The sequence below is a fragment of the Pseudarthrobacter cremeus genome, from assembly GCF_051857465.1.
In the GTDB taxonomy this organism is placed as follows: Bacteria; Actinomycetota; Actinomycetes; order Actinomycetales; family Micrococcaceae; genus Arthrobacter.
On record NZ_JBPZHC010000004.1, the window covers coordinates 267286 to 280320 of the forward strand.

Sequence of the window (13035 nt, forward strand, 5' to 3'; positions counted from 1 at the left end):
TCAAATGAAAACACGCCTACTGGGAGGCATCGCTGCACTGCTTGTGGCAATGATTGGAACGGTCATGCTGGTCATGTACGTCCAGAACGCGGACAAGCGGGCCATGGCGGATACCGAAACGGAAACCGTCTACATCGTCGAGAAGCCCGTAGCCGCCGGTACCAGCACCGAGAAGCTGGCCGGCTCCGTAGTACGGAAGGAAGTCCCGAAACTGGCTTTGGCGTCGGAAACCGTGACCAGCCTCGACGATCTCGGCGATAAAGTCACGGCAGTAGCCCTTGTGCCAGGGGAGCAACTGCTTTCCTCACGCCTGGTCGATGCTAATTCGCTGCTGGGCCCCTCAAGGATCCAGGTACCCGAGGGGATGCAGGAAATCACCCTTAAACTCCCCATCGAGCGGGTTGTGGGTGGGGTTCTGAAAGCAGGAGACACCGTCGGTGTTTTCATTTCCCTCGACGACGCAAAGACGAACTCCGCCACAGGAGATGTCATCAGCAAGTCCAGCGGTACCCAGCTCACCTTCCACAAGGTCCTGGTTACCGCCGCACAGTACAGCAACGGCACGGCGACGAAGTCGGAATCCACTGCTACCGCTTCAACGGGCGGAACGTCGCCTGTCAAGAAAGAAGCCACCGGGGACGGCAGTTATTTGATTACGGTGGCCCGCAACTCTGCGGATGCAGAACGGATCATCTTCGCCACAGAGTTCGGCAGCATCTATCTCTCCAAGGAACCCGGCAACGCCGAAGAAGGCACGGTTGGCGTCGTAGACAAGACAAGGCTGTTCCGATGAGCCGCTTCGTCCTCATAACGCCGAACGGTGACTTCGAGCACCGAACACGTCTCGCGACGTCCGGGATGCACGGTACTCTTCAGGCTTTCCAAGCCGATTATTTGCCCGAAGGTCCGCAGGACTTCCTCCGGCAGCTGGTCGGGGAACCACCGGAGGTGCTGATACTTGGCCCAGGGCTTCCCGTCGAAGACTCCCTGAAACTGGCGTCGGTCATGGACCTCCAGTTTCCGGAAATCAGCGTTGTTCTGGTAGTCCCCGAAACATCCGATGTGGTCATCAAGGCCATGCGATCAGGGGTTCGGGACCTCCTTGATCCCGCAGCCGATCCGGATGCCATCCGTATCATGCTCGAAAGGGCCAGCCTCGCGGCAGCAGGCCGCCGTCGGGGCCTCGCGCCAGGAGCGTCTGAGCACGCGGACCATGGTGCAGGCGGCCGTGTCATTGCCGTTATGTCCCCCAAAGGGGGCGTAGGCAAGACGACTGTGGCAACCAACCTCGCCATCGGGTTGGCTAAGTCGGCCCCCATGAGCGTTGTCATTTTGGACCTCGATCTCCAATTTGGCGACGTCGCCAGCGGATTGATGTTGGAGCCAGAGCACACGATTACCGATGCGGTGGTGGGTGCGGCGAGTCAGGACTCCATGGTTCTAAAGACGTACCTCACCGTTCATCCGGCAGGAATCTATGCCCTGTGCGCCCCCCGCAATCCGGTGGAGATGGACAAGATCACGGCGGAACATGTGTCGCGTCTACTCACTCAACTCCGGGACGAGTTCCACTACATCATCGTGGATACGGCGCCCGGCCTCGGCGAACACGTCTTGGCGACTCTGGAACACGCCACGGATGCGGTCTGGATTTGCGGCATGGACATTCCCAGCATTCGGGGACTCCGGACCGGGTTCCAGATCCTCAACGAATTGAACCTCATGCCGGCCCAGCGCCATGTTGTCCTGAATATGGCGGATCGTCGCGGCGGATTAACGCTCCACGACGTCGAAGCGACGATAGGCGCCCCGGTGGACGTGGTCCTTCCCAGGTCGAAGGCATTGCCATATTCAACAAATAAAGGAATTCCCGTCCTTCAGGACGGCGGCCGTGACCCGGCGGCAAAGGGCCTCCGAAAACTGGTGGACCGCTTTACACCCGATTGGGAAGCAAGAACGCACAAGCAGCTGCACAGAAGGGCGGTAGTACAGTGAGCCTCACCGACCGGTTCCAGCAGCTCCGTGGCGAGGCCAAGCCCCCCGCCCAGGAGCCCGACAAAGTCAACCCCTACCAAGTTGCCTTCCAAGCACCGTCAGCCCCAACCACTTTGGGTAAAATCCAAGAGGCAAAGACCGCCGAAGCTGCCGCAAATGCAGTGGTGGCCTTGGACATGCCGCAAACGGCAGCCGTAGCCAGTGAAGCCCTCAACGCGCTGAAGGAGAGAGCCAGCCAGGCCCTCTACGAAAGACTCGGTTCGCGGATCACCGACTCGTCTTTGGAGGAGGCTGAGCTCCACCAGTTCGTGCGCGATGAGCTAAAAATTGTCGTGGACGAGGAACAGGTCCCGCTTTCCGGTGCTGAACGGCAGCGGCTAATCCGGGAGATCATCGACGACGTCCTTGGTCATGGCCCCATCCAACGGTTCCTGGACGATCCGTCCATAACTGAGGTCATGGTCAACCGGTTCGACCAGGTCTACGTGGAACGCCAAGGCCGCCTCTTTATGACAGACACAAAATTCAGTTCGGATGACGCCCTACGGAGAGTCATCGAGCGTATTGTGTCCAAGGTCGGTCGCCGGATCGATGAGTCCTCGCCTTTGGTCGACGCCCGCCTCGCGGACGGCTCCCGCGTCAACGCCATCATCCCTCCTCTGGCCGTTAATGGGCCTGCCCTCACTATCCGAAAGTTCGGCAGGGACCCGCTGACTGTCAACAACCTGATCGCACTGGGCAGCTTATCCCCCGAGATGGCAGAACTTCTCAGGGCCTGCGTCCTCGCGAGGATGAATATCATCGTCTCCGGCGGAACCGGCACCGGTAAAACGACCCTGCTCAACGTATTGTCGTCGTTTATTCCGGCAGACGACAGGATCGTCACGATCGAGGACGCCGTTGAACTCCAACTCCAGCAGGACCATGTGGTTCGGCTGGAGAGCCGGCCCCAAAACATCGAAGGCAAAGGTGCCGTATCCATCCGGGACCTGGTGAGGAATTCGCTTCGCATGCGGCCGGATCGGATCGTGGTGGGTGAGGTCCGCGGTGGTGAATGTTTGGACATGCTGCAAGCCATGAATACCGGCCACGACGGTTCCATCTCCACGGTGCACGCTAATACACCCCGGGATGCGATTGCGAGACTCGAGACGTTGGTATTGATGGCCGGAATGGACATTCCGCTTCGTGCCGTACGGGAGCAGGTGGCGTCCGCCATTAACCTGATCGTCCACATCTCACGTTTGAGGGATGGCTCCCGCCGGGTCACACATATCACGGAAGTCCAGGGGATGGAGGGAGACGTGGTCACCCTCCAGGATGCCTTTGTCTTCGACTACTCCGCAGGGGTGGACGCGAATGGCCGGTTCCTGGGCAAGCCGGTGCCAACCGGCGTCCGGCCCCGATTCACGGATCGATTCGCCGAGTTGGGGATACCAATCTCTCCATCTGTGTTTGGCGCCCAGATGGCCGGCGGGCCCCAGACGAGGGGGCGATAGTCGTGTTGCAGGAGGTCCCGTCCGTAGTCTTCATCGTCGGGCTATTCCTGGTCTACGCCGCCATCGTGCTGCTGGGGTGGGTCGCCTTCAAGAACTCCGCCAGCATACCGCTCGCCAGACGCCGGCCAGGCGCCGTCGTGCAGTCGTCCGGGCTGAGCCGACTGACTGAGCATGCGGTGGGTGCCCTGAACAAGAGCGTCAAGGAAAGGGGCAATCGCTTCCTCAGCCGCGACCGTCTGGACCAATGCGGGCTTAAGAAGGACCCTGGTGATTACCTTCTGATGGGCGGAGTGGCAACCCTGCTGGCTGGCGTCATTGGATTCTTTCTTGGTGGGCTGGCGCCCGCACTCCTCCTCACGCTCATGACACCGGTGCTACTCCACCTCGTTCTGAACTTTCTGGCCGCGCGGCGCCGGCACCTGTTCGATGACCAGGTTCCCGACACACTTCAGATGCTGGCTGGCGGCTTGCGCGCCGGCCACAGCCTGCTTCGGGCAGTGGATGCTGCTGCACAGGAGAGTCAGCCGCCCATGTCCGAAGAGCTCAGCCGGATCCTGAACGAAACGCGGATCGGGCGGGACCTTGGAGAGTCCCTGGCGGACGTGGCCCGGCGGACCCAAAGCGAAGACTTCGCGGCCATCGCCCAGGCCATCGAAATCCACCGCGAAGTAGGTGGTGATCTGGCTGAAGTTCTTGACCATCTCGGTGAGACAGTCCGGGATCGTAATCAGGTCCGCGGACAGATCCGTGCCCTGAGCGCGGAGGGCCGCATGTCCGCCCTGGTCCTGATGTCACTTCCCGTGTTGATGTTTCTGGGGCTCACGTCGCTCAACGAGCTGTACTCCCGAACCTTCTACACCACTCTTCCCGGCTACGCGATGATCGCAGCCGGCCTTGTCCTCCTGACTATCGGCGGTCTCTGGCTCAAGAGCCTCGTCAAGCCCAAGTTCTAGAAAGCAGGTGATTATCGATGCAAGTGATCGCATACGCCGGAATTCTCGCCATTGTGGCGCCGGTGACAATCATGACGTTCCTCGTATTCGCCGGCGACCGGGCTGGACTGCGGAACATCCAAGCCAACCTTGGAAAGATAACAAAAGCCAAGCGCCAAAGTTTGAGCGTCAATGAAACGCTGAACGAACTGGGGCAGCGGCTGACACCCAAAGGCTATGCCGGGTGGCTGGATAAGCAGTTGGCTGGAGCGGGCCGCCCCAAGGAATGGCCGTTAGCCAGGATCATCATGATCAAGCCGATGTTGGCCCTCACGGGCGCTGTCCTCGGCTATCTGTTCTTCCTGTCATCCCCTACAGCCCCCAACTTCCTGATAATGCTCGGCGTCACGGCGTTGTCCTACTTTGTACCCGACATCCTGATCAGGAACAGGGCCCAGAAGCGTCGCGAGGCGATCCGCCTTGAACTGCCCAACGCGTTGGACCAGATGCTCATCGCTGTCCAGGCCGGACTGGGTTTCGAAATGTCGATGGGTCGTGCAGGCAACAACGGCAGTGGGCCTCTCGCGGATGAGCTGATCAGGACTCTTCAGGATATCCAGGTGGGACGATCCCGCAAGGACGCGTACCTGGCGATGGCGGAAAGAATTGACGTGCCTGACGTGCGGAGTTTCATCCGCGCAGTCGTACAGGCAGACGCTTATGGTGTGGCTATCGCGGGGGTGCTTAAGGCTCAGGCGTCGGACATGCGCATCAAGCGGAAGCAGCGGGCAGAGGAGCACGCAATGAAGATGCCCGTCAAGATGCTATTTCCGCTGATTTTCTTCATCTTGCCAACGCTGTTCATTGTGGTCCTCGGGCCCTCAGTCATCAGCATTATGGAATTGTTCTCCGGGGGGATCCTGTGATACGCAGACCGACCGACCAAGTGGCGAGGGCACGAGCATGGTTGCGGCGGTTCGCCGAGGAAAAGGGTGCTACCGCGACCGAGTACGGAATTCTCTTGTCGTTCATCGTCATGATCTGCATGGGAGCAATAACCCTCTTCGGACTTGAACTGCTGGGCTGGTTCGACGAACTGACTGCCTGTCTGAAACTACTTTTGGGAAGTCCGTAATGCCCAAAGAACACGCACAGCAACACTGACCTAGGCGCGAGCACCACGCCACGCCGGCGCCCCAAATACCGGACCTCCTCGGCACCCAGAACCGAGGGGGTCCTTTTGCGCGTGCCCGAACGTCCTGGATTCCAAGTTTCTTCGCAGCGGAAACCAAGGATAAGCGCAGGAAAAGGGCCCCTTGGGAAGCCTTGGCACAGGATGCTGCAAATTCCCGTCAATGTGCCATCAAGCGTTGCTATGTTTTTGTCAGAGCTGGTGACGGACCAGCTTCCCCAACTCGCTCAGGAGTACAAAATGCTTTCTCTCATCGCCACCCTCCAGACCCTCGGCTTCAACCTCAAGAACCGCCTCAGCAACGAAAAAGGCGCCACCGCCGTCGAATACGGCATCATGGTTGGCCTCATCGCTGTCGTGATCATCGTCGCTGTTAGCCTCTTGGGCACGAACTTGGACGCCCTTTTCGACTCAGTCAATACCAAGCTCTAGGTTTCCGACGGGTGGCAGGCCACCCCTCACAGGGATTACCCAAACGATGTGTGCGGTGCAGGAGGCGTAACCTGCACCGCACATCGTGTTTCCACTGCGCCGACGCAAAAGAACCAGTCAACCAAAAGGTGCACCGAATGCAGAACAACGAACGCGGGGCGGCCGCCGTCGAATTCGCGATCGTCGCACCCGTCCTCGTCATGCTGCTGCTGGGCATCATGGAGTTCGGCCGGGCCTTCAACGCACAGGCCTCGCTCTCCGCTGCGGCCCGTGAAGGGGTCCGGGTCATGGCCATCACTGGCGATCAAGCGTTGGCAATTACGGCGGCCCAGAACGCAGCAGCATCTTTGAGTCCCGGGCTGAAAGCCAGTACTGACATACATTTCGGTGCACCCTGCCCCTCCACCGTCTCCTCCGGGACGAGTCCACAGTCCACGATCACCATTACCTACACACTCTCCACGATGACAGGGATCGCGGGCCCGTTCCCCCTGACGGCCAAAGGAGCCATGCTATGCGGCGGCTAAAGCACCCGCGCTTTGAGCACGAAGGCGAACGCGGGGCCGTGAGCGTCATCGTCGCCCTCATGCTGGTGGCGCTGCTGGGTTTCGGAGCCATCGCCGTGGATGTGGGCATGCTGTACGCCGAACGGGCCCAGCTCCGGAACGGTGCTGATGCAGCTGCCCTGGCCATCGCTCAAAAGTGCGCCAAGAACGCCAGTGATCCTGATTATTGTGCTACGACCTCACCCCTCGCGTCGACTCTTGCCAATGGCAATGCCAACGACGGACTGAGCAACATCAAGTCTGTGGCGCTCGACAAAACCAACCGCACCGTGGCTGTCACTGTGGGCTCCCAGGAGGCCGGCCACACACCAAACCAGGTGTCGCTTTTCTTCGCCCGTGTAATGGGGCTCAACACCACCGAGGTCAATGCCCCCTCAACGGTCGTTTGGGGCAGTCCAGAAAAAGGACCGACCGTCTTTCCTATTACGGTATCCATCTGCCAGGTCCGCGGCCAGACAGACATTATGCAGCTCCTGCGCCTCCATGGAACCGGAGCCAATCCCGGCTGTTTCTACGGACCATCCGGCGCAGCAGTTGAAGGCGGGTTTGGCGGTCTCCAGCAAGACCCCAATTCGTGTGGAGCACTTGTTGACATTGCAACAGCGGAGGGCAATGGCGATACCGGAAATAATGCTCCGCCCCACTGTGAAGACACACTGAACTCATGGGCAGCCGACATGAACGCAGGCAAGGACGTCATTATCTTGCTGCCGATTTTCAACAAAGTCACCGGCACAGGGACAAATGCCGTCTTTGGTCTTACCACCTTCGCCGCGTTCAAAGTTGCCGGATGGAAAGTTGGCAGCACGGGACTGCCCTACACATTCCACAACCGATTCCCGGAGGTTCCGGCTGCACTTGAGTGCCGCGAACCGTGCCGCGGCATCATCGGAACATTCGTCAAATACGTTTCCCTGGCGAAGGGCTACACCTTGGGTGAGGTCAAACCCGACGGCGCCACCGTTGTTGGGTTCCCGGCTAGCCCGCCACCATGATTCTTAATACCTACAGGAGCAGTCAGTGAAGTCACGTTTGTTCGCCGGTGTGGTGGCAGTCCTTCTAGCCATTGTTGGGGCGGTCATTGTGGTGTCCTACGCACAGGGCGCGGACCAACGGGCAGTTGCCAACCTCAATCCTGTGGGCGTCCTCGTTGTTAGTAAAGCGATCCCCGCGGGATCGTCCATTGAAACCTTGAAAGCGGCCGTCGCGCTGCAGCAACTGCCAGGCACAGCCGTCGGCAAGACTGCACTGAACACCTTGGACGGTGCCGCCGGGAAGGTGACTGCTGCGGATCTTGTCCCGGGCGAGCAGCTGCTGGCAGAACGCCTCGTTTCCCCCGAGCAGTTGAAATCCTCCGGTTCCGTCCCGGTACCCGCCGGACTCCAGGAAATCTCCTTCCAATTGGAGCCGCAACGCGTAGTTGGCGGCCGCGTTACCCCCGGCGACCACGTCGGCATCTTCATCTCGATGCCAACAGGGGGTGTCGAAACGAAGTCGGACAAGGAAACCGTCCAGCTGTCCATTCATAAGGCCCTGGTGACCGCTGTCCAGCGCGCGCCCGAAGGAGCAGCCGCCAACCCGGCGCCGCCAGCAACGGGTGCGCCGGCCCCTGACCCCAAGGACGTGAACCTTCCTACCGGCCTGCTGATGATCACTGTTGCGGTGGACGATATAAACGCCAACAAGATCGTTTTCGCTGCCCAGTATGCCTCTCTCTGGCTAAGCCGGGAACCACTCGACGCCAAGGACAGCGGACCTCGCGTCATGCTCAGGCCGGACCTGTACAAATGAGCCGCTTCGTACTCATTACCCCTGATGTCGGCTTCGATGCCCGACTCCGCCAAGCGGTTGCAGGTGGTCTGCAGGGTGGCGTGCAGACGTTCTCCACCAGCCTGCTGCCTGCTGATCCGCACCAACTCTTCGCGAGTTTGGACCAGGAACAGCCTGAGGTCCTGATTATGGGACCTGAAGTCCCGTTGGACGAAGCACTCCGTTTCGCTACCGTCCTGAAGGTCAGCTTCCCCGAGCTCGCAGTGATTGTCGCCGCAGAACCCGAGCCCGATTTCCTCCTGCATGCCATGCGTGCGGGCATCACCGACATCGCCTCCCCCGATTCAGACGCCGCCCAGTTGCGAGTCCTGCTGGAGCGCGCCAGTCAGTCGTTCGCCAGCCGGCACCGCACACTCGCACCCCAGCAGGCGGCCGAGAGCAACAAGGGACTGGTGATCGGTGTCTTCTCGCCCAAGGGCGGCGTGGGTAAAACCACCATCGCCACCAATATCGCCATCGGGCTGGGAAAAATCGCCCCCATGAGCGTCGTTATTGTGGACCTCGACCTCCAGTTCGGTGACGTCGCCTCAGGGCTCTACCTGAACCCGGAACATACCGTGACGGACGCTGTGTCTCCTGCCGCAAGCCAGGATTCCCTGGTCCTGAAAGCCTTCCTCACGGTGCATCCCGGCAGCATCTATGCCCTCTGCGCTCCCCCCACTCCGGTCGATGCGGATGAGATCACTCCGGACCAGATCAGCCGGCTGATCGAACAGTTGTCGCAGCAGTTCCAGTATGTCGTGGTGGATACCGCGCCAGGGCTGCCCGAAATTGGGCTGGCAGCTATGGAAAAGTGCACCGATGTGGTTTGGGTCAGCGGAATGGACATCCCCAGCGTGCGTGGTCTGCGTTCCGGCCTGGATATCCTGCGCCAGCTAAATATTGTTCCCGACACCCGCCACGTGGTACTCAACATGGCTGACTCCAAGAACGGCCTCACCGTCCAAGACCTCGAGTCAACGATCGGCGCGCCGATTGATGTGAGCATCCCACGCTCCCGCGCAGTTGCCCTGTCCACAAACCGGGGAATCCCGGTCCTCCAAGAGCCAGTGAAAGACCCTGCCGTCAAGGGGCTCAATCACCTCGTGGAGCGATTCAACCCCGTGTGGCGGGCAAAATCCCAGCGCAAACTGCACCGAAGGGTAGTGGTCTAAATGAAACTTTCAGAGCGTATCAACGCCGCGCAGGCGAAAACCCAGCCGCCTGCCCCGCCCGCCTCTGCCAAGGCCTCAGCTCCCACGCTCGACGTGCGGCGTCCCGAGGTTTCCATCCAGCAGGTGCAGTGGCTGGAGCAGACTAAGGAAAAACGGACGTCGACGGCACCCGATGCCGCCGCCGTCGCGTCCGCCAGCACGCACTTTGAAGAGCCGAAGCCTAAACTCCAACAACCCGTCGACGTTTTCGCAGCACTTAAGCAGCGGGCAGCGACGGCCTTGTTTGAACGTCTGGGGGCCCGTTTCAACGACTCCGCCATCACGGAGCACGAACTGAAGACCTCTGCCCGCGAAGAGCTCACGCGGATTATCGACGCCGAACAGGTACCGTTGTCGGCAGAGGAGCGCACGCGGCTGGTCCAGGACGTGGCCGATGACGTCCTGGGGTATGGTCCCCTTCAGCGCCTGTTGGACGATCCCGCGGTCACCGAAATCATGGTCAATCGCATGGACCAGATTTATGTCGAACGCAAAGGGCACCTCACTCTGGCCGACACCCGGTTCAGCTCCGAGGAGCACCTCCGCAAGGTCATTGAGCGCATCGTATCCAAAGTGGGCCGACGCATTGATGAGTCCTCTCCCCTCGTGGATGCCCGGCTGGAAGACGGTTCGCGCGTTAACGCCGTCATTCCCCCATTGGCGGTGGGTGGATCGTCCCTGACCATCCGTAAGTTCAGCAAGGTCCCGCTGACCGTCCGGAACCTGATTGACTTCGGCACCCTCACGCCCGAGATGGCCGAACTCCTGAACGCCTGTGTGAAGGCCAAGCTCAACATCATCGTCTCGGGGGGAACCGGCACTGGGAAAACCACGCTGCTCAACGTCTTGTCATCCTTCCTGCCGGCGGACGAACGCATCGTCACCATTGAGGACGCGGTCGAACTGCAGATCCAGCAAGACCATGTGGTCCGGCTGGAAAGCCGCCCACCGAACACCGAGGGCAAAGGTGAGGTGACCATTCGCGAGCTCCTCCGGAATTCCTTGCGTATGCGCCCGGACCGCATCGTGGTGGGTGAGGTCCGCGGCGGCGAGTCGCTGGACATGCTGCAGGCCATGAACACGGGCCACGATGGCTCCCTGTCGACGGTGCACTCCAACTCACCGCGCGACGCCGTCGCCCGCTTGGAAACGCTGGTGTTGATGGCCGGCATGGATCTGCCCCTGCGGGCCATCCGCGAGCAAATTGCCTCCGCTGTGAACCTGATCGTACAGATCTCGCGCCTTCGCGACGGATCCCGACGAATCACCCACGTGACCGAGGTCCAAGGCATGGAAGGCGACATCGTTACGCTCCAGGATGCGTTTGTTTTCGACTACTCGGCTGGAGTGGATGCCCACGGGCGTTTCCTCGGCAAACCTGTAGCTACGGGCATCCGTCCCCGGTTCATCGACCGCTTCGAGGACCTTGGGATCCATGTCTCGCCAGGCGTCTTCGCGACCCCGTCCTCCGCCGGTGCAGGCGAAGGAAGGGGCTAGGCATCATGCTCATCCTTCTTGGTGCCGCGCTCCTCTTCCTCGCCCCCATCCTGTTGGGAGTGGCACTGGTGCTGCCCCGAACCCCCGAAATCGCACTAAACCGCCGGCGCCCGTATGAGGCGGATCCGCCGTCGGGACTTTCCCGTCTGGCCCATATCACGGTGGGCGGTCTGGATAGGTTGCTGGCAGCCCGAAACGTCCGGCTCTATCAACGCGAGGCACTTGAGAATGCCGGCCTGCGGCTCAGCCAAGCCGAGTTCATGGTGCTGGTCATTGCCGGAGGGGTCGTGGGAGTACTGGTAGGCCTGGTGATGGGCGTGCCATTTATCTCTTTCCTGCTTTTCATTCTGGCGCCCTTCGTCGGGCACCTTCTTCTGGGGTTCCTTGCCGGCAAACGACGCGCTAAATTCGACCAGCAGCTTGGTGACACCCTGCAGTTGCTTTCCGGCGGCCTTCGTGCGGGACACAGCATCCTGCGTGCCATCGACGCTGCCGCAGCCGAGTCCCAAAGCCCGACATCCGAGGAAATGCGCCGCGTCATCACGGAGACAAGCCTTGGCCGCGACCTGCTTGATTCACTAACTGACACGTCAGAGCGTATGGAGAACGAAGACTTCGTATGGATCGCCCAGGCCATCCAGATAAACCGCGAAGTGGGCGGCAACCTGGCGGAGGTGCTTGACCAGGTCGGCGAAACCATCAGAGAGCGCAGCGAGATCAAAGGCCACATCAAATCACTGGCCGCCGAAGGCAAGTTCTCGGCCTACATTCTGGTTGCCATGCCGTTCGGCATTGTGATGATGCTTATGACCGTGAACCCCGGCTACATGAATTCGATGTTCACACACCCGCTGGGCTGGGGCATGATCGGAGCGTCCGCCATCCTCATGACGATAGGCAGCCTGTGGATGCGCAAAATCATCGATCTGAAGTTCTGAGGCGGCAATGAGCCTATTAGTACTTTCCTCGCTACTGCTCGTGTCCCTCCCCATCGGTTACGTTGCATGGTCCATCCTCTCCTTGGACCGAAAAGGCAGGGCTGCCACGGTAGCTATCCTCAACCGCGGCAGACGGGCGGCCGAGGCACCTGAGAAGGAGTCCGCAGACTTCCTAACGAGGATCGTTTACCGGCTGACTCCCCCTGCATATGTCCGCAAACTTGATCGCCTGCTGTCACTTGCCGGCAGGCCGGTTTCAATGCCGCTGGAAAAGGTCCTTGGCGCCAAGCTCGCCCTCGGCGTGATGGGTGCCTTCCTGGGCTTGTACCTCACCGCCCTCGGCAGCACGCCTGTCATGAAGCTCGCCGGCCTGTTCGTGCTCGTCCTCGGTTACTTCATCCCGGACCTGTTGCTGTACAGCAAAGGCCTGGAACGTCAGAAGGCCATGCAGCTCGAATTGGCGAACACCCTTGACCAAATGCTGATCTCGGTGGAGGCCGGGCTTGGTTTCGAAGGTGCGATGGCACGGGCCGGAGCAAATGGCAAGGGTCCGCTGGCGGAGGAACTGGTCCGCACCCTGCAGGATATGCAGGTTGGCCGAAGCCGCCGCGAGTCGTACCAGGCGCTGGCCGAGCGGACCAGCATTCCGGAACTGCGGAGCTTCGTGCAGGCTGTGGTCCAGGCTGACACATATGGCATCGCCATCAGCGGCGTCCTCCGGGTCCAGGCCAAAGTCATGCGCGTCAAGCGCCGCCAGCGTGCAGAGGAAAAAGCCATGAAGCTCCCCGTGATGATCCTCTTTCCCCTCCTGTTCTTCATCTTCCCGGTGCTCTTCATTGCCATTCTGGGCCCCGCTGTAATCAACACGGTTGTCACGTTCAGCAGCCAATGATCCAAATACGACGCCGTTCCTCAGGCACCCGCAAGGTTTCCACAGGATCGGCTTAAGTCGGAGCCCACA

13 protein-coding genes are annotated in these 13035 nt (G+C 60.4%); all 13 read left to right on the forward strand.

The genetic code is table 11. The features are described from left to right. The first annotated feature begins 4 nt into the window (after positions 1–4). Positions 5–793: a Flp pilus assembly protein CpaB gene (gene cpaB, locus ACS5PJ_RS09740; protein WP_439434701.1), complete on the forward strand. Its 789-nt coding sequence runs from the start codon at positions 5–7 to the stop codon at positions 791–793. Beyond that, positions 790–1995: a CpaE/TadZ family protein gene (locus ACS5PJ_RS09745; RefSeq protein ID WP_439434702.1), complete on the forward strand. Its 1206-nt coding sequence runs from the start codon at positions 790–792 to the stop codon at positions 1993–1995. The genes cpaB (ACS5PJ_RS09740) and ACS5PJ_RS09745 overlap by 4 nt, the downstream gene beginning before the upstream one ends. A 161-nt stretch (positions 1996–2156) precedes the next feature. Further along, complete coding sequence (locus tag ACS5PJ_RS09750; RefSeq protein WP_439434799.1) at positions 2157–3494, forward strand: TadA family conjugal transfer-associated ATPase; 1338 nt, start codon at positions 2157–2159, stop codon at positions 3492–3494. Between the two features lie 2 nt (positions 3495–3496). Next, on the forward strand, positions 3497–4447 hold the full coding sequence (locus ACS5PJ_RS09755; RefSeq protein ID WP_439434703.1) for a type II secretion system F family protein: 951 nt from the start codon (positions 3497–3499) through the stop codon (positions 4445–4447). Between the two features lie 17 nt (positions 4448–4464). Beyond that, positions 4465–5352 carry a type II secretion system F family protein gene (locus ACS5PJ_RS09760; protein ID WP_439434704.1) on the forward strand — a complete coding sequence of 296 codons (888 nt, stop codon included), beginning with the start codon at positions 4465–4467 and terminating at the stop codon, positions 5350–5352. Between the two features lie 506 nt (positions 5353–5858). Next, the gene (locus ACS5PJ_RS09765) at positions 5859–6050 is read left to right on the forward strand and encodes a Flp family type IVb pilin (RefSeq protein WP_439434705.1); all 192 of its coding nucleotides are present in this window, start codon (positions 5859–5861) and stop codon (positions 6048–6050) included. 137 nt (positions 6051–6187) lie between these two features. Then, positions 6188–6577 carry a TadE/TadG family type IV pilus assembly protein gene (locus ACS5PJ_RS09770; RefSeq protein WP_439434706.1) on the forward strand — a complete coding sequence of 130 codons (390 nt, stop codon included), beginning with the start codon at positions 6188–6190 and terminating at the stop codon, positions 6575–6577. A 38-nt stretch (positions 6578–6615) separates the two neighbouring features. Continuing rightward, positions 6616–7611 (forward strand): pilus assembly protein TadG-related protein, encoded by a 996-nt coding sequence (locus ACS5PJ_RS09775; RefSeq protein WP_439434707.1) that lies wholly within the window; start codon positions 6616–6618, stop codon positions 7609–7611. Between the two features lie 25 nt (positions 7612–7636). Next, positions 7637–8407, forward strand: a complete 771-nt coding sequence (gene cpaB, locus ACS5PJ_RS09780; protein ID WP_439434708.1) for a Flp pilus assembly protein CpaB — start codon at positions 7637–7639, stop codon at positions 8405–8407. Further along, positions 8404–9600, forward strand: coding sequence for a CpaE/TadZ family protein (locus ACS5PJ_RS09785; protein ID WP_439434709.1), 1197 nt, complete (start codon positions 8404–8406; stop codon positions 9598–9600). Before cpaB (ACS5PJ_RS09780) ends, ACS5PJ_RS09785 begins: the two co-directional genes overlap by 4 nt. Then, on the forward strand, positions 9601–11136 hold the full coding sequence (locus ACS5PJ_RS09790; protein WP_439434710.1) for a TadA family conjugal transfer-associated ATPase: 1536 nt from the start codon (positions 9601–9603) through the stop codon (positions 11134–11136). It abuts the gene before it with no gap. 5 nt (positions 11137–11141) lie between these two features. Next, positions 11142–12074 carry a type II secretion system F family protein gene (locus ACS5PJ_RS09795; protein ID WP_439434711.1) on the forward strand — a complete coding sequence of 311 codons (933 nt, stop codon included), beginning with the start codon at positions 11142–11144 and terminating at the stop codon, positions 12072–12074. 7 nt (positions 12075–12081) lie between these two features. Next, positions 12082–12966 carry a type II secretion system F family protein gene (locus ACS5PJ_RS09800; RefSeq protein WP_439434712.1) on the forward strand — a complete coding sequence of 295 codons (885 nt, stop codon included), beginning with the start codon at positions 12082–12084 and terminating at the stop codon, positions 12964–12966. Positions 12967–13035 lie beyond the last annotated feature (69 nt).

Excerpts from the sequence above, each read along its gene's own strand:
- ACS5PJ_RS09800 (WP_439434712.1), top strand. The coding sequence starts at position 12,082 with ATGAGCCTATTAGTACTTTCCTCGCTACTGCTCGTGTCCCTCCCCATC.
- ACS5PJ_RS09745 (WP_439434702.1), top strand. The coding sequence starts at position 790 with ATGAGCCGCTTCGTCCTCATAACGCCGAACGGTGACTTCGAGCACCGA.
- ACS5PJ_RS09795 (WP_439434711.1), top strand. The coding sequence starts at position 11,142 with ATGCTCATCCTTCTTGGTGCCGCGCTCCTCTTCCTCGCCCCCATCCTG.
- ACS5PJ_RS09765 (WP_439434705.1), top strand. The coding sequence starts at position 5,859 with ATGCTTTCTCTCATCGCCACCCTCCAGACCCTCGGCTTCAACCTCAAG.
- ACS5PJ_RS09770 (WP_439434706.1), top strand. The coding sequence starts at position 6,188 with ATGCAGAACAACGAACGCGGGGCGGCCGCCGTCGAATTCGCGATCGTC.
- ACS5PJ_RS09785 (WP_439434709.1), top strand. The coding sequence starts at position 8,404 with ATGAGCCGCTTCGTACTCATTACCCCTGATGTCGGCTTCGATGCCCGA.
- cpaB (WP_439434701.1), top strand. The coding sequence starts at position 5 with ATGAAAACACGCCTACTGGGAGGCATCGCTGCACTGCTTGTGGCAATG.
- ACS5PJ_RS09790 (WP_439434710.1), top strand. The coding sequence starts at position 9,601 with ATGAAACTTTCAGAGCGTATCAACGCCGCGCAGGCGAAAACCCAGCCG.
- ACS5PJ_RS09760 (WP_439434704.1), top strand. The coding sequence starts at position 4,465 with ATGCAAGTGATCGCATACGCCGGAATTCTCGCCATTGTGGCGCCGGTG.